Origin of the sequence: Streptosporangium sp. NPDC050284 (genome assembly GCF_044459525.1) — a bacterium.
Taxonomy (GTDB): domain Bacteria; phylum Actinomycetota; class Actinomycetes; order Streptosporangiales; family Streptosporangiaceae; genus Streptosporangium.
The window spans coordinates 81,063-99,121 of sequence record NZ_JBITIZ010000013.1 but is presented as its reverse complement, the minus strand read 5'-3'; the positions used below and the strand labels follow the sequence as shown (position 1 = coordinate 99,121).

At 73.0% G+C, this 18,059-nt stretch carries 5 protein-coding genes; 3 read left to right on the top strand and 2 right to left on the bottom strand.

All coding sequences use genetic code 11. The features are described from left to right. Positions 1-157: 157 nt before the first annotated feature. The gene (gene entS, locus ACIBH4_RS27915) at positions 158-1,447 is read right to left on the bottom strand and encodes an enterobactin transporter EntS (RefSeq protein ID WP_362770010.1); all 1,290 of its coding nucleotides are present in this window, start codon (positions 1,445-1,447) and stop codon (positions 158-160) included. 78 nt (positions 1,448-1,525) lie between these two features. On the opposite strand from entS, the gene panD reads away from it, so the two are divergent. Then, entirely contained in the window at positions 1,526-1,933 is a 408-nt protein-coding gene (gene panD / locus ACIBH4_RS27910; RefSeq protein WP_362520883.1) for an aspartate 1-decarboxylase, read from the top strand. Positions 1,934-1,936: 3 nt separating this feature from the next. Then, complete coding sequence (locus ACIBH4_RS27905) at positions 1,937-3,505, top strand: AMP-binding protein (RefSeq protein ID WP_362770012.1); 1,569 nt, start codon at positions 1,937-1,939, stop codon at positions 3,503-3,505. A 269-nt stretch (positions 3,506-3,774) separates the two neighbouring features. On the opposite strand, the gene ACIBH4_RS27900 is transcribed toward ACIBH4_RS27905, so the two are convergent. Beyond that, positions 3,775-5,196 carry a salicylate synthase gene (locus ACIBH4_RS27900; protein WP_362770014.1) on the bottom strand — a complete coding sequence of 474 codons (1,422 nt, stop codon included), beginning with the start codon at positions 5,194-5,196 and terminating at the stop codon, positions 3,775-3,777. Positions 5,197-5,290: 94 nt separating this feature from the next. Here ACIBH4_RS27900 and ACIBH4_RS27895 point away from each other — a divergent pair, with 94 nt between their 5' ends. Continuing rightward, positions 5,291-18,019 (top strand): amino acid adenylation domain-containing protein, encoded by a 12,729-nt coding sequence (locus ACIBH4_RS27895; protein ID WP_362770016.1) that lies wholly within the window; start codon positions 5,291-5,293, stop codon positions 18,017-18,019. Positions 18,020-18,059 lie beyond the last annotated feature (40 nt).

Genomic DNA, 18,059 nt, shown 5'->3' with positions numbered 1-18,059 from the left:
GGTTCCCCCCGAGGCCGGGCCGTGGTTCGTCGGGCGGGCGTCACCGGCGGTCCTGCGTCGGCTCGGGACATGAGGGGTTTGCTGCCACTTCTCACGATCTGACAGAGGCGGTTGTTTTTCCAGCCGTTTCTTCGCGGCGTCTTTGCCTGGGCGGTTCTCACCCGGGCTGACGCGGCTCGGCGTCCCGGGAGCGGGCCTTCCCCGATTCGGTGTCCTGCGGGTCGGTCTTCAGGGTCGCGCCGCGCAGGCCGGTGAGCGTGAGGGCGAGGCCGAGGGCGAGGGCGGCGCTGGCCGCGCCGTACACGACGATCGCGGTGCCGGGTGCGAGGTAGCGGCCGAGGACGCCCGCGCCGAGCGCGCCGACGGCCTCGCCGCCGGTCTCCTGGGCGGCCCACAGGGCGTTCACCCGTCCGAGGTAACCGTCGGGGGTGTGCGCCTGGATGAGGCCGTAGCGCAGGATCTCCTCGACGGACGCGACGAGGCCGTACCCGAAGAGGATCGCGACGGCGAGCGCCGGGTGGGTCGCCAGCCCGAGGCAGGCGAGCAGTGCGAAGCCGCAGACCGAGGCGACGAGCAGCGCCTTACCCGGCGCGCGCGACCGTCCGGCCCAGCCGCTGGTGATCGAGCCGAGCACCGCGCCGCAGGCGGGCGCGGCGTAGAGCAGGCCGATCGTGGCCGGGCCGCCGCCCAGCCGCAGGGTGGCGAACGCGGGCATGAGCACCGGGATACCGCCCGCCACCATGAACAGCAGGCCGAGCAGCATGAGCGAGCCGACCACGCGGTGCGAGGCCACGAACCGCAGCCCCGAGCCGATCGCCCTCAGCGGGTTCTCCGTGACCTCGACGGTCGGTCTGAGCGCGGGCAACCTCGTCAGCAGGCCGAGGGTGGCGAGCGTTCCCACGGCCGCGGCCGCGTAGTTCCACCCGACGCCGAACGCCGACACGGTCAGGCCGCCGAGCGCGGGGGAGAGCATCGAACCGAGCCGTACGGTCAGCGCGTTGAGCGCGCCCGCCGCGACCAGTTTGTCGGAGGGGACGAGGGCTGGGGTCGCGGCCAGCAGCGCGGTCACGCTGACGCCGGTCGCGAGCCCGTCCCAGGCGGCGAGCACGTAGATCGCCGCCAGAGAGGGGGAGGGCAGGAAGGCGTTCAGCGTCAGCAGCGCGAAGCCGATACCGGCGGCGGTGCGCGCGACGAGCATCAACCGGCGCCGGTCGTGCCGGTCGGCGAGCACGCCACCCCACAGGAACCCCGCGAGCAGCGCGAAGCCCTCGGCCGAGGAGACGGCGCCGACGTGCACGGTCGATCCGGTCATCGCGTAGACCTGCACGGGCACCCCGACCATCAGCATGCCGATCCCGAAAACCGACACGGTGCGTGCCACGAACACGTCACGGAAGGCTCTGCTGGTCCGGAGGGGGCTGATGTCCATGGCCAGACGGCGCAGCATCTTCGGGGTTCTCCTCGTCGGGCACAGTGGATAAGGTGAGGCTAACCTTAGTTGACCTTAGGGAAAGAGGACAGACCAGTGCAGCGGGTCCTTATGAACGGAAAAATCCACCGTGCCACCGTGACCCAGGCGGATTTGCACTACGTGGGTTCCCTGACGATCGACGCCGACCTGATGGCCGCCGCCGACATCGTCGAAGGTGAACAGGTCCATGTCGTCGACATCGACAACGGCGCCCGCCTGGTCACCTACGCGATCACCGGCGAGGCGGGCAGCGGGGTGATCGGCGTCAACGGCGCGGCGGCCCACCTGGTTCATCCGGGACACCTGGTCATCATCATCTCGTACGGGAACTTCGACGACGCGGAGGTGCGGGCGCACCGGCCCAAAGTCGTGCACGTGGACGGAGCCAACCGCGTCGTCGCGCTCGGTACCGACCCGGCCGAGCCGGTCGCGGGCGCGTTGGCCCAGATCGCGGGGAGGTGACCCGTGGAGGGATTCACCCCCTGGCCACAGGAGTTCGCGGCGCGCTACCTGGCGGAGGGCTACTGGAGCGACCGGCTGCTCGGCGACGTGCTGAACGGGGGCGACCCCGAGCGGACCGCGCTCGTGGCAGGGGACGAGCGGCTCACCTACGCCGAGCTGGACCGCCGCGCCGAGCGCACCGCCACGGGTTTCGCGCGGCTGGGCATCCGGCGCGGTGACCGCGTCGTGGTGCAACTGCCCAACACCACCGCCTTCGTCGTCGTCTTCCTCGCCCTCGTCCGGATCGGCGCCGCCCCGGTGCTCGCCCTGCCCGCGCACCGCAGCAGCGAGATCGGCTACCTGTGCGAGCTGAGCGAGGCGAGGGCGTACGTCATCCCGGACGCGCACGGCGGATTCGACTACCGCGACCTGGCCCGCTCGCTGGCCGTGGAGCACGTCGTGGTGGACGGGGACGCCCAGGAGTTCCTCGCCCTCGCCGACCTCGACCTCGACCCTGACTCCTCGTACGAGCGGCCGGAGCCGGCCGACGTGGGGGTGTTCCTGCTCTCCGGCGGCACCACGGGACTTCCGAAGCTGATCCCGCGCACCCACCGCGACTACGTCTACAACCTGGAGGCGAGCGCCGGGGTCTGCGGCTTCACCCGCGAGACCGTCTACCTCGTGGTCCTCCCGGTCGCGCACAACTTCGCGCTCGCCTGCCCCGGGGTACTGGGGGTGTTCGCCAAGGGCGGCACCGTCGTCCTCGCCTCCTCAGGATCACCCGACGAGGCGTTCCCCCTCATCGAGCGGGAGCGGGTGACGGTGTGCGCGGTGGTGCCGCCCATCGCGCTGCTCTGGCTCGAGGCGGCCTCCTGGTCGCGGGAGGATCTGTCGTCGCTCCGGCTGCTGCAGGTGGGCGGGGCCAAGTTCGCCGCCGAGCGCGCCGAGCGGGTTCCCGGCGTACTGGGTTGCGCGGTGCAGCAGGTGTTCGGAATGGCCGAGGGGCTGCTCAACTACACCCGGCTGGACGATCCTCGCGAGCTGGTCGACACCACGCAGGGCAAGCCGCTGTCCCCGGCCGACGAGATCCTCGTGGTCGACTCCGACGGTGCGGAGGTCGCCCCCGGCGAGGTCGGAGAGCTGCTCACCCGCGGCCCGTACACCCTGCGCGGCTACTACCGCGCACCGGAGCACAACGCGCGCTCCTTCACCCCCGACGGCTTCTACCGGACCGGAGACCTGGTGCGGGTGCTCCCCTCGGGACACCTCGTCGTGGAGGGCCGCGACAAGGACCAGATCAACCGGGGCGGCGACAAGATCTCGGCAGAGGAGCTGGAGAACCACCTGCTCGCCCATCCGGCGGTGCACGACGCCGCGGTGGTCGGCATCCCGGACCCGGTGATGGGGGAGCGGACCTGCGCCTTCCTGATCGCGCGGGACCAGGCGCCGACCCTGAGGGAGATCAAGAGATTCCTCAGGGAGCGCGGTGTGGCCGGATACAAGTGGCCCGACCGCGTCGAGCCGGTCGAGGTTTTTCCCCGCACCCCGGTCGGCAAGATCAGCAAGAAGGAGCTCGCCGCGAGCCTGCGCTGAACCCTTCCACGCGGAAGGCTCGCGGGGAGGTGCCGGGCGTCCTCGTGAGCCTTCCGTGTGGGGGATGCCGGGCGCTCTCAGCCGAAATTCGCATGCGACGGCGGGTGCCGGACGCTCCCTCGTGGGAGGCGCATGCGGCGAGTGCCGGTGCCCTCACGCGCGGGGACCCGCTCGTGGAAGGCGCATGCGGTGGCGAGTGCCGGCATCCTCACGCGCGGGGAAGGCGCGTGAGGGCGGATGGTGTGCGGAAAGACCGGAGCGACGTCTCCTCAGGCGCGCGGGACCACGTACGGAGCGATGCTGGAGAGCTTCTCGCAGGTCTCCTCGTACTCCCGTTCGGGCGTCGAACCCGACACGATGCCGGCGCCGGCCCGTAGCCAGGCACGGCCGTTCTCGCTGTAGACGGCGCGCAGCACCAGGGCGGCGTCCATCGCCCCGTCGTGTGAGACGGCGAGAACGGCTCCGGCGTAGAGCCCTCGGGGCTCCTCCAGCCTGGCGATCGCGTCGACGGCTCCCGCCTTGGGGATACCGGAGGCGGTCACGCCGGGGAACAGCGCGTCGAGCGCGTCCCAGCCGGTGCGGCCGGGCGCCAGCTCGCCGCTGACGCTCGACCCCAGGTGCTGCACGCTGCCGCGTTCCTTCACCGCCATGAAGCCGGTGACCCGGACCGTGCCGGGCACGCACACCCGGTACAGCTCGTCCTGCGAGGCGCGTACGGACACCGCGTGCTCGAAGATCTCCTTGGGGTCGTTCTCCAGCTCGCGGCGGGTCCGCGAGTCGGCGTTCTCGCCCTGGCCGAAGGCGCGCGTGCCGGCGAGCGGCTGGGTCGTCACCGTGCCGTTCCCGTCGACGCTCGCCAGCACCTCGGGGCTGAACCCGGCGGCCTGGAAGCCTTCCAGGTCGAGGAGGAACGAGCGGGCCGGGGTGTTGGCGGCACGGCCGCACGCGTACGTCGCGGCGACGTCGACGGGGAACGGGATTGGCAGCCGCCGGGAGACGATGACCTTCTCGTAGAGCCCGGCGTCGATCTCGGAGATCGCCTGGGCGACCCGCGACCTGTAGAGGTCGCCGCCGGTGCGCACGTCGACCGGCGACGGCGACGACGGCGATCCGGGGACGACCTGGCCCGACAGCAGCTCGGCGACCCGCTCGGCCTCCTCGGCGTCCGCGCTCACCACCAGCGCGCGCCCCGCCTCGACGCGCACCTCGGTACGTGGCACGACCAGGTGGGCGAGCCTGTCCGCCGGGGCGAGCGCGGCGAACTCGAACGCGATCCAGCCGTAGGCGTTCCACCCCGGCCACGGGGCGGTCCGCAGCGCCGCCTCCAGCGCCGCGGCCGGTCGGCCCGACCACGGCTCGTCGACCCAGTCCACCGGGTCCAGCGGGTCCAGCGGGTCCAGCGGGTCCAGCACGTGCAACGGATCCAGTGGGTCCAGTGGATCCGGCGCGCGCGGGGGGTCGGCGAAGGCAGGGGAGGGGGCGTCCAGCCAGCGGCTGCGGACGACTCCGGCTTCGAGGATCACCTCACCCGCCACCCCGCCCGCGAAGGTCCACAGGCCCGGCCGCTCGTACACGACGTAGTCGTCGAACAGCCCGGACCGGGCCAGGTGGGTGACCAGACGCAACGGGTCGGCCGCGCTCTCGACGACTATCTCCGTGCGCGTCTCATCCGTGCGGACACCAGAGGACAAGGAACCCACCCCTTTATGAAACCGGACAACTTCCAGCAATTTAGGTAAGGCTAACCTTGTGTGGATTTAAGAGGCAAGGCTAACCTAAGTTCCGATGCGGGACAGAGTGCCCGACCCCCGGCCCCTAAGGACGTTGAGCGTGCGGGAACAGCGGCAGGACGTCGCGCAGCGGCGCGAACTGATGCGGCGGATGATGACCGAGGCGGGGTTCGGACCCGGCAGGGACCGGATCACTCCACGCGCCTGCGGTGGTCCCGCCCCGCTGTCGTACGCGCAGCAGAGCATGTGGCTGCACCACCGGACGTTCCCCTCCAGCCCCGCCTACAACGTCTGCCTGCTGGTACGCATGTCGGGCGCGCTCGACCCCGAGGCGCTCCGCGAGGCGCTGCGTGCCCTCCTGCGCAGGCACGCGGTGCTGCGCACCGTCTACGACGAGAACGACGACGGGACGCCGGTGCAGTACGTCCTCGCCGACGACTCCCTCGACCTGCCGGTGCGTGACCACGCAGAGGACGACGCCGAGGCGTACGCCGAGCGGCTCGCGGCGATCCCCTTCGACCTGCGCGCCGAGCGGCCGATCCGGCTCGAACTGCTCAGGATCGGCGTCGACGGGTACGCCCTGGTCCTGGTCGTGCACCACATCGCCTGGGACGGCATGACCTGGGGTTCGCTCTCACGCGACCTGTCGGCCCTGTACCGCGCCGCCGTCTCCGGTGAGCCGGACGGTCTGCCCACGCTCACCGTCCACTATCCCGACTTCGCCGACTGGGAACAGGGCCGCCCGCACCCGGTCGAGGAGATGGACTACTGGCGGCGGCGCCTCGACCCGCCGCCCGCACCCCTGGACCTGCCCGCCGACCGCCCGCGTGGCGCGACCGCCTCCGAGCGCGGCGGGCGCAGGGCCCGCCGCTTCGACGACACCGTCACCGCAGGCATGCGGGAGCTGGCCGCGAGGGAGAACCTCACCCCGTACATGGTGATGCTCGCCGCCCACGCCGTGCTCCTGCACCGCTACACCGGCGCGACCGACATCGCGATCGGCTCGGCCGTGATGAACCGCGAGCACACCGAGATCGAGCGGCTGGCCGGGAACTTCGGCAACACCCTCGTGCTGCGCACCGACCTGTCCGGCGCGCCCACCTTCCGCGAGGTCCTGCGCCGGGTCCGCGACACCTGCACCGAGGGGTTCGCGCACCGGACACTGCCCTACGACACGATCGTGCGGGAGCTGCGGCCCGCCCGCAGGCGCGGCGGCTCGCCGTTCTTCGACACCATGCTGCTGTTCCTCGCCCAGGAGATCGGTGACCTGGACCTGCCGGGCGTCACCACGAGCTGGACGCACATCCACAACGGCACCACCCACTTCGACCTGTCGCTGGAGGCCTTCGTCAGGCCCCGGGGGATGACCGTCGAGGCCACCTTCCGGCGCGAGCTGTTCGACGACGAGCGCGTCGACGCACTCCTCGGCCACCTGGAGACGCTGCTCGGCGACGCGGTGAGCCGCCCGGACCGGCGGATCGCCGACCTGAAGCTGCTCGGTGCGGCCGAGGCGGCCCTGCTGGAGGAGTGGAACGACACCGCGCGCCCCGTCCGGGACACGACGGTGACCTCCCTGTTCGAGGAGCAGGCCGCCCGCACTCCCGGCGCGGTCGCCGTCGAGGGCACCGGCGGGGCCACGCTCACCTACGCCGAGCTGGACCTGCGGGCCTCGGGCCTCGCCCGAGTGCTGCGCGAGCGCGGTGCGGGACCCGGCCGGGTCGTCGCGCTGGCACTGCCCCGCACCCCCGACCTGGTGGTCGCGCTGCTCGCCGTGCTGAAGTCCGGCGCCGCCTACCTGCCGCTGGACCTGGACCACCCGGCCGACCGGATCGCCTACATGATCCGGGACGCCGCCCCGCTCTGCGCGATCGCGACCTCGGAGACGGCCGCCCTCATCCCGCAGGGAACCGAGACGCTGACACCCCAGACGCTGACAACCGAGACTCTGACAACCGAGAATCTGACACCGGACGGCGCGCTCCGCCCCGCCCATGTCCCCCCGGTGATCGCCGTCCCCCGCGCCGAGACGCCGGCGCAGGACGACGCGCACCCCGGAACACCCCCCGGGCCGACCGCAGGCCAGGAGTCGTATCCGGTCCGAGGCGGCGACCTGGCGTACGTCATCTACACCTCGGGCTCGACCGGCCGGCCCAAGGGCGTGGCCATCCCGCACGCCGCGCTCACCACGTTCCTGCTCACCATGAGGGAGCGTCTCGCCCTGGACGCCGACGACCGACTGGTCGCGGTGACCACGATCGCGTTCGACATCGCCGCGCTGGAGCTGTACGCGCCGCTGATCAGCGGCGCGACCGTCGTGCTCGCCGGGCGCGAGAGCGTTCGCGACCCGGCGGCGCTGGGCGCGCTGCTCGCCGGGGCGACGATCGTCCAGGGCACCCCGTCGCTGCTGGGCTCGCTGGACCCGGCCGCGCTGCGCGGGCTGCGGGTGCTCGTCGGCGGTGAAGCCCTTCCGGCCGCGCTCGCTGGAACCCTCCACGCGGTGGCGGCGTCGGCGGTCAACGTGTACGGGCCGACCGAGGCGACGATCTGGGCGACCTCCACCGAGCTGCCGTCCTCGGGGATCGGCAGGCCGTTCCCCAACACCCGCGCCTACGTCCTGGACGCCGCGCTGCGCCCCGCCCCGGTCGGCGTCCCCGGCGAGCTCTACCTCGCGGGGACGCAGCTGGCGCGCGGCTACGCGGGCAGGCCGGGACTCACCACGGAACGCTTCGTCGCCGACCCCTTCGGCCCGCCGGGCGAGCGCATGTACCGCACCGGCGACCTGGCCCGCTGGGCCCGCGACGGATCGCTGGAATACCTGGGGCGTACCGACGACCAGGTGAAGATCCGTGGGTTCCGCATCGAGCCCGCCGAGGTGCAGGCCGTGCTCGCCGCCCACCCCGGTGTCGCCCAGGCCGCCGTCGTGGTCCGCGAGGACGCGCCCGGCGAGAAGAGGCTCGTCGCGTACGTGGTGCCGAACGGAGACCTCGACGAGGCGGACCTGCGGGCGACGGCGGCCGAGACGCTGCCCGAGTACATGCTCCCCTCGGCGATCGTCCTGCTTGAGGCACTGCCTCGTACCGTCAACGGCAAGCTCGACCGGGCCGCGCTGCCCGCGCCCGAGGCGCGGGTGTCGAGCCGGGGGCCGCGCGACGACCGCGAGGCGGCGCTGTGCGCGGTCTTCGCCGAGACCCTCGGCCTGCGCACCGTGGGCATCGACGACGACTTCTTCGCCCTGGGCGGCCACTCCCTGCTGGCCACCCGCCTCGCGGGGCGGGTGCGCGCCGCGCTCGACGCCGAGCTCACCATCGCCGACGTCTTCGAGGCGCCCACGGTCGCCACGCTCGCGCCCAGGCTGGTACGGGGCACCCGGCCGAGGGTCCGCGACGTGACCAGGCCCGAGATCGTCCCCGCCTCTCCCGCCCAGCGCGGCTTCTGGTTCGAGGAACGCCTGCGCGGCCCCTCGGCCGCCGACGCGCTGCCGCTGGGCCTGCGCCTGTACGGGCCGGTCGACGTCGACGCGCTGCGCGCCGCGTTCGCCGACGTCGTCACCCGGCACGAGGCGCTGCGCACCCTGCTGGAGGAGGGCCCCGACGGACTGCCGGTCCAGCGCGTCCTCGACACCGTCGAGATCGCCTTCGACGTGGTGGACGCGCGCGGCCGGCCGGAGGAACGGCTGCGCGCGGCCGAGACGAGGGCCGCCTCGCACGTCTTCGACCTCGGGGCCGACCTGCCCATCCGGGCCACCCTGCTGCGGGTCCGTGCCGAGGAGTCCGTGCTGGTCGTACTCCAGCACCACGCCGCCGCCGACGAGTGGTCGTTCACCCCGCTGCTCGCCGACCTGTCGCGCGCCTACACCGCCCGCAGGACGGGCACCGCGCCTGACTGGGCGCCGCTGCCCGTGCGGTACGCCGACTACGCCGTCTGGCGGAACGAGTTCCCGGCCCCCGCGGACCAGCTCGACTTCTGGGAGCGGACGCTGCGCGGGCTGCCCGAGGAGAGCGCGCCACCGGCCGACCGGCCCCGCCCCGCCGAGGCGAGTCACCGGGGCGGGCTGGCATCGTTCCGGCTGCCGTCGGCCGGGGCGCGACGGCTCGCCCTGGAGACCGGAACCAGCGTCTTCATGGTCCTGCACGCCGCCGTGGCCGCGCTCCTGCACCGGGCCGGAGCGGGCGACGACGTGGCGCTCGGCTCGCCCGTCGCGGGCCGCACCGACGCCGACCTCGCGGACCTGGTCGGCGTGTTCGTCAACCTCGTCGTGCTGCGCACCGACCTGAGCGGCGACCCCACCTTCACCGAACTCCTGGAGCGGGTCCGCCGCACCGACCTGGCCGCGTTCTCCAACGCGGACGTGCCGTTCGAGCAGGTCGTGGAGCGGCTCGCCCCCGAACGCTCGCTCGCCCGCAGCCCGCTGTTCCAGGTGATGATCGTCCATCAGCGGCTGGAGGACGTGCGGCTGCGGCTGCCCGGCGTGCGCGCGGAACCTTTCCTTCCCGAGACCGGCGGCGTCAAGTTCGACCTGGACATCTACTTCGCCGAGGGCGAGGAACTGATCGAGGGGTTCGTCGCCTACGCCACGGACCTCTTCGACGCCGAGACCGTCACCGGCATGATCGCCGACCTCGGCGAGCTGCTCGACCAGGTCACCGAGGATCCGGCACGGCGCCTGTCGTCGCTCCGCGCCCCGATCGGGCCGCTCGCGGGACCCGGCCCCGTGGACGAGTTCGCCCCGCTCGCCGTCGCCCGGCGGATCGAGGTGCAGGTGGCGCGCACCCCGCACGCCACCGCCGTCGTCTGCGGTGACGTCTCCGGCGACGGCGGGATCACGCTCAGCTACGCCGAGCTTGACGAGCGCGCCGAGGTCCTCGCCGACCGGCTCGCCGCGGCGGGGGCGGGCCCCGAGGAGATCGTCGCGATCGCGCTGCCCCGCTCGGCCGAGTTCGTCGTCGCCCTGCTCGCCGTGCTCAAGACCGGCGCGGCCTACCTGCCGATCGACACGACCTACCCGCGCTCCAGGATCGACCTGATGCTCGACACCGCCGGGCCCCTGCTCGTCCTCGGCGCCGACGAGCGGCTACCGGACGCCCCGCCTCGCGCGAAGACCCCGATCCTCCCCGACCATCCCGCGTACGTGATCTTCACCTCGGGGTCCACCGGGACCCCGAAGGCCGTCGTCGGCACCCAGCGTGCCCTGGCCAACCGGCTCGCCTGGGGGGCGGACCTCGCCACCGTCGGCGTGCGGGTCGCCAAGAGCTCACCGGCCTTCATCGACGGCAGCACCGAACTGCTCGGCGGCCTCGTCGCCGGTGACACCGTCGTCGTCGCGGACGACGACACCGCCACCGACGCGCTCGCCCTCGCCGAGCTGATCCACCGCCACGGTGTGAACCTGGTGACGGTCGTGCCGAGCCTGCTGGCCGCGCTTATGGAGAACGAGGAGACGGAAAAGGCAGGGGAGGCCGCGCGCAGCGGACGGTTTGGAGAAGTCGGTGAGTCCGGGGAGAACGCGCGACGTGGGGAGGTCGGAGAAGCCAAGGAGCCGCAGGAGTGTCGGGAGGCAGGGAAGAGCGCGCGAACCGGGAGGCTCGGCTCGGTGACCACCTGGGTGAGCAGCGGCGAAGCACTGCCCGTCTCTCTGGTCCAGCGGGTCCCCGCCCGGCTGGTCAACCTGTACGGCTGCTCGGAGGCGGCCGGGGACAGCCTGATCGCCGAGGGCGGCGGCGGACTGGTCCCGATCGCCAACACCGTGGCGTACGTCCTGGACGCCGGGCTCCGCGAGGTCGCGGTCGGTGAGCTCTACCTCGCCGGGGACGGTCTGGCGCGCGGCTATCTCAAGGACCCGGCCCGCACCGCAGAACGGTTCGTGGCCAGCCCCTTCGGCCCGCCGGGATCGCGGCTCTACCGTACCGGCGACCGGGTGCGCCGCCGCCGCGACGGAAGCCTGGACTTCCTGGGCCGGGCCGACGACCAGGTCAAGATCCGAGGCTTCCGCGTCGAACCGGGAGAGGTCGAGGCGGTGCTCGCCGCGCAGCCCGGCGTGCGTCAGGCGGCCGTGGCGGCCCGCTCGGGGCCACGCCTCGTCGGCTACGTCGTGGGTGACCCCGGTTCCGAACCCGACCTCGACGCGCTGCGGCTCCGGCTCCAAGAGATCCTGCCGGACCACCTCGTCCCCGCCGTGCTCGTCGGCCTCGACCGCCTGCCGCGCACTCCCAACGGCAAGCTCGACCGCCGCGCGCTACCCGAGCCCGTCGCCCGCGAGGGCAGGGCGCCGCGAACCGACACCGAGCGCGCCATCGCCCATCTTGTCGCCGAGACCCTCGGGCGGGACGGCGTCAACGCCGACGACGACTTCTTCCGCACCGGCGGCGACAGCATCAACGCGGCCCTGCTGGTGGGACGTGCCCGCCGGGCCGGGTTCCCCTTCGCCGTCCGCGACGTCTTCCGGCTGCGTACCGTCGAGGCCCTCGCCAGGGTCGCGGATCTTTCCCGCGCACCCGCCGAGCCCGCGACGGCTCCGCTCGGCGGCGTGTCGGCTGAGACCGTGGCGACCCCGTTGGGTGATGTGTTCGCGGAAGGTGCGACGGGGCGGTTCGAGGATGGAGAAGAGAAGGACGCGTCTGTCCCGCCCGATGGGACGGCCGCGATCCTGCCGGGTGAGGTCGTGGCGGGCGGGCCGACGTGGGCCGAGTCGCCGCTCTCGCCTTTGCAGGAAGGACTGCTCTTCCACCTGATGCTGGCCGGTGGGGACCGCGACGTCTACGTACAGCAGGCCGTGGTGACCCTGGCGGGGCCTGTCGATCCCGACCGGCTGGCCGGGGCCGCGCGAGAGGTGCTGCTGAAGTTCCCCAACCTGCGGGCCGGGTTCCGCACCGACGGCGGCCGCAGCGTGCAGTTCGTCCCCGAACGCTTCGAGGTCGACTGGACCTACGCCGAGACCGGTGACCAGCGGACGCTGGAGGAGTTCGTCGAGGTCCAGCGCGCCCGGCCGTTCGTCCCCGGCGAGCCGCCGCTGATCCGCTTCGCGCTGGCCAGGGTGGGCGAGGACGACTTCCGGCTGGTGCTCACCTCCGAGCTGATCCTGCTGGACGGCTGGTCGGGTGGCCTGCTCGTCACCTCGCTGCTGGAGTTCTACACCGACGCCGGCGCCGAGCGCGCCCGGCCCGTGGTCCCCTTCCACGCCTATCTCGACTGGGTGAACGGGCGGGACCGGCAGGCCACGATCAAGACGTGGGGCCGCGCCCTCGAAGGGCTCGACGAGCCGACCCTGCTGCGGCCGGACCTGATCGACCGGCCCGCCGACCTCGCCACCGCGGGGGAGATCCACCGCGCGCTGCCCGAGGACCTCGCCGCCCGGCTCGACGCCCTCGCCCGCGAGTCCGGCCTCACCCTCGGCACCCTGTACGAGAGCGCCTGGGGGCTGCTCCTGGCCGCTCTCACCGGCCGCGACGACGTGGTCTTCGGCGTCTCGGTGTCCGGCCGCCACCCCGACGTCGACGGCGTCGAGTCCGTCGTCGGCCTGCTGTTCAACACCGTCCCGGTCCGGGTGCGCGCCTCGGCGGCCGATCCGCTGCGCGCCGTCCTGGAACGAGTGCAGACGTTCACCTCGGAGCTGTTCGACCACTCCTACGTCGCGCTCGCCGACGTGCAGCGGGTGGCGGGTCTCGGGACCCTCTTCGACACCCTCTTCGTGTTCCAGAACTTCCCCGGCATGCCCACCGGGCGCGGCTTCGGCCCCGGCGGCGACGTGCGGGTGACCGGCCGCCAGGTGCGCGACGCGACCCACTACCCGCTCACCATGGTCGTCGAGCCCGGCGCGGGCCTGCGGGTCATGTATCGGGGCGACGCGTTCACCGAGGCCGAGGCCGGACGTCTCACCGACCGGTACGTAAGCCTCCTGGAGACCATCGCCGCCGAACCCGACACCCCCTGCCACCGGCTCGACCCGCTCCTGCCCGACGAGCACGACCGGATGCGCCGCGACTGGGCCGAGGCCGAACGGTTCGTCCCCGACCTCACCATCGCCGAGCTCCTCGCCGACCAGGCCGCGCGCACCCCGGACGAGCTCGCCCTGGTCTCCCAGCCGGACACGCGACTCACCTACGCCGAGCTGGACGCCGCCGCCAACCGCCTCGCCCGGCTGCTGAAGGCGCACGGCGCGGGTCCGGAACGGGTGGTCGCCCTTGCCCTGCCCCGCTCCGCCGAGATGGTCGTCGCGCTGTTCGCGGTGCTCAAGACGGGCGCCGCCTACCTTCCCCTGGAGCTGGACTACCCGGCCGACCGGCTCGACTTCATGCTGGCCGACGCCGCCCCCGTCTGCCTGGTCTCGCACCGCGACATCGCCGCCGGGCTGGCGAACCCCGGCGCCTCGATCCCGCTCGACGACCCCGCCGTACGGGAGACGCTGGCGGGCCTGCCCGGAACCGGGCTGACGGACGAGGAACTGCCCGGCTTCGGCAGGGACGTGCCGGGACGGCTGGAGCACCCGGCCTACGTGATCTACACCTCCGGGTCGACCGGGCGTCCCAAGGGGGTGGTCACCCCCTACCGGGGCCTGACCAACATGCAGTTCAACCACCGGGCCAACATCTTCGACCCGGTGGTGGCCTCGGCCGGGCGGCGGCTGCGGATCGCGCACACCGTGTCGTTCTCCTTCGACATGTCGTGGGAGGAGCTGCTCTGGCTCATCGAGGGCCACGAGGTGCACGTCTGCGACGAGGAGCTGCGGCGCGACGCCGAGGCGCTCACCGAATACCTGCGGCGTCACCGCGTCGACGTCGTCAACGTGACGCCGACCTACGCCCAGCAACTCCTGGAGGAAGGGCTGCTCGACGGCGAGCACCGCCCGCCGCTCGTGCTGCTGGGCGGCGAGGCCGTCCCGGCCGCCGTGTGGGACCGGCTCGCCGAGGCCGAGGGGGTGCTGGGCTACAACCTCTACGGCCCGACCGAGTACACCATCAACACGCTGGGCGGGGGCACCGAGGACAGCGCCACCCCCACGGTCGGCAGGCCGATCTGGAACACCCGGGGCTACGTGCTCGACGGCTGGCTGCGCCCGGTACCGCCCGGCACGCCGGGAGAGCTCTACATCGCCGGGGCTGGTCTGGCCAGGGGTTACCTCGACCGGCCGGGCCTGACCGCCGAGCGGTTCGTCGCCGACCCGTTCGGCGGCGGCCGGATGTATCGCACGGGAGACCTCGTGCGGGTGCGCCAGGACGGCAACATCGACTTCCTCGGCCGTACCGACGAGCAGGTGAAGATCCGCGGTTACCGGGTCGAGCTGGAGGAGGTCGAGACCGCGCTGGCCGCCGAGCCGGGCGTGGGGCAGGCCGCGGTCGTCGCCGTCGGCACCGAGGTGCCCGGCGTGAAGCGCCTCATCGGCTACGTGGTGCCCGACGGAGCCGCGCGGCCCGACGCCGAGCGCGAGCACCTGGCCGAGTGGCGGCAGGTCTACGACGCCGAGTACACCGAGATCGGCACGGCCGTCCACACCGAGGACTTCGCGGGCTGGGACAGCAGTTACGACGGGTCGCCGATCCCGCTGGAGCACATGCGCGAGTGGCGTGACACCACCGCGGCCCGCGTCGAGGCCCTCGGCCCTCGGCGGGTGCTGGAGATCGGCGTCGGCACCGGCCTGCTGCTGTCGCGGCTCGCCCCCGGCTGCGACGAGTACTGGGCCACCGACTTCGCGGCGCCCGTCATCGCCAAGCTCCGGGCCGACCTCGGCCCCGACTCGCCGGTACGCCTGAGCTGCCAGGCCGCGCACGACACCACCGGCCTGCCCGCGGGCCACTTCGACACGATCGTCGTCAACTCCGTGGTCCAGTACTTCCCGAGCGCCGGATACCTCGCCGACGTGATCGCCGCCGCGATGGACCTGCTCGCCCCCGGCGGCGCGCTGTTCGTGGGCGACGTGCGCGACCTGCGGTCGGTGCGCTGCCTGCACGCGGCGATCCGGCTCGGCCGGGGCGGCGACGACGGTACGGCGGCGATCGACCGGGCCGTGCGGATGGAGAAGGAGCTCCTGCTCGACCCCGCGTTCTTCACCGCCCTCGGCCTGGCCGCGCGGGTGGAGATCCGTACCAAGCGGGGCGTCCACCACAACGAGCTCAGCAGGTACCGCTACGACGTGACCCTCTGGAAGTCACCCGCCGCGAACCCCGTGGCGAACCTCGCCGCGCAGCCCGGCGCACCGCTCGACCTGCGGACCGACCCGCGGACCGGTGCGCGGCCGGTCGCGTCGTACGCGGGGACCCAGGTCGTGGACTGGGAGGGGGTGGAGGAGCTGACGGCCCGGCTCGCCGCTCGCTCCGGGCCGCTGCGGGTCCGTGCCATCCCCGACCCCAGGCTCTCGGCCGAGCTCGCCGCGCTGCGCGCGCTGGAGGGCGGCGCCTCGCATCGGGAGGCACGCGAGCTGCTCCAGGAACCCCCGACCGGGGTCGAGCCCGAACTGCTGTACGCGCTCGATCCCGGCGTGGTGACCACCCCATCGGACGAGATCGGCCACTACGACGCCGTCTTCGGCGGAGGGGCCGCCTGCCTCCCCGCGGACCCGGAGCGTGGGCCCGCGTCGTACGCGAACAACCCGGCGGCGGCCCGCGACCACGGGGCGCTCGCCGCGCGGGTGCGCGAAGGACTCAAGAGGCGGTTGCCCGGCTACATGGTGCCGAGCGCGGTCGTCACGCTGGACGCGCTGCCGCTCACCGTCAACGGCAAGCTGGATCGGCGGGCGCTGCCCGCCCCCGACCGGCAGGGGCCGCGCGGTTCCGGCCGCGCGGCCAGGACCGCCGTGGAACACCTGCTGTGCACCCTGTTCGGCGAGGTGCTCGACGTCCCCGGCGTCGGCGTGGACGACGACTTCTTCGACCTGGGCGGGCACTCGCTGCTGGCGACCCGGCTCGTCGGCAGGGTCCGCGCGGTGCTGCGTACCGAGCTCGCGATCCGTGACCTGTTCGAGGCGCCGAACGTCGCCGAGCTGGCCACCCGGCTGCACGACAGGGCCGGTGTCACGCTCAGGCCCCCGCTGGCACCGGTGAAACGGCCGGGGCGCGTCCCGCTGTCGTACGCGCAGCGCAGGCTCTGGCTGCTCGACCAGATCCTGCGCGAGGACGACGGGCCGCGCGAGGCGTACCACCTGCCGCTGGCCGTGCACCTGAGCGGCGAGCCGGACGTGGACGCGCTGCGGGCCGCGATCGGCGACGTGACGGCGCGGCACGAGAGCCTGCGTACCGTCTTCGCCGAGCACGAGGGGGTGCCCTACCAGCGGATCCTGCCTCCGGAGGCCGCGCGTCCTGTCCTGGAGATCACCACCTGCTCGCCCGAGGAGGTGATCGCGCGGCCGTTCGACCTCGCCACCGAGATCCCGTTGCGGGTCGCGCTCATTCCCGCGAGGCCCGCAAGACCGCCCGCGAGGCCCGCCGAGGCCGTGGAGTCCGCGAGGTCCGCTGAATTCACGGAAACCGCGGAGCTCACGAGGGCCGAGGTGTTCAGGGGAACCGCGGAATCGGGCGGGGAGGACGAGCACCTACTGCTCGCCGTCTTCCATCACATCGCGTTCGACGAGTGGTCCTTCGGGCCGTTCGCCAGAGATGTGGCGCGCGCCTACGCCGCGCGGCTGGAGGGAAGGGCGCCGGACGAGGGGGCGGACGGCGCGTCGGGTTGGAAGCCGCCCGCCGTGCAGTACGCCGACTACACGCTCTGGCAGCGCGAGCTGCTCGGTGACCCCGCCGACCCCGGCAGCCCGCACGCCCGCCAGCTCGCCTACTGGACCAGGGAACTGTCGGGCATGCCGGAGGAGATCCCGCTGCCGGTGGACCGGCCCAGGCCCGCCACCGTCGGCCAGCGCGGCGGGTCCACGACCAGGCGGCTGCCGCCTTTGCTGGTCGGGCGGCTCCGCGAGCTGGCGCGTGGTGCCCAGGTGAGCATGTTCATGGTCTGCCAGAGCGCGGTCGCCGCGCTGCTGCACCGCACGGGAGCGGGGGAGGACATCCCGCTGGGCAGCCCTGTCGCGGGCCGTACCGACGAGGCGGCCGGTGACCTGGTCGGCTTCTTCGTCAACACGCTCGTACTGCGAGCCGACACCTCGGGCGACCCCTCCTTCGCCGAGCTGCTCGCCCGTGTCCGCGACACCGACCTGGCCGGGCTCGCCAACCAGGACCTGCCGTTCGAGGTGCTCGTCGAGGCGCTGCGGCCACCTCGGGTCCCCGGCCGCAACCCGTTGTTCCAGGTGATGGTCGGCTATGAGAACCAGGCGATGGGCGACGTGCGCTTTCCCGGGCTGCGGCAGCGGGAGGCGCTCTTCAGCCCGCCCGCGGCGAAGTTCGACCTCGACTTCATCTTCCGTGAGAGGGGGGAGGCGCTCCACCTGGTCGTCGACTACTCGGCCGACCTGTTCGACGCGGCCACGATCGACACGATGATCGGGGCGCTCGTCGGCGTGCTGGAGGCCGTCGCGGCCGATCCCGAGACGCGCCTGAGCGACCTGCCCGTGACGCTCACGGCCCGTACGGTCACCGGCCCCGGACACGGCGACGGCGCCACCGACGACGGTGGCGGTGGCGCGACTCGGCGCGACGACGACCGCGAGGCGATGCTGTGCAGGGCGTTCGCCGAGGTCCTGGAGGTGGACGCGGTCGGCCCGCACGACAACTTCTTCGACCTGGGCGGGCACTCGCTGCTCGTCATGGGGTTGGTGCGCCGCATCCGGCGGGAGCCGGGCTGCGCGGGAGTGAAGGTCGCGACGCTCATGACGGCCCAGACCGTCGCGGAACTCATGAATCACCTGGATTGAGGCGCTTCCCACGGCCGCCAAAGATTGTTAATTTAGGTGA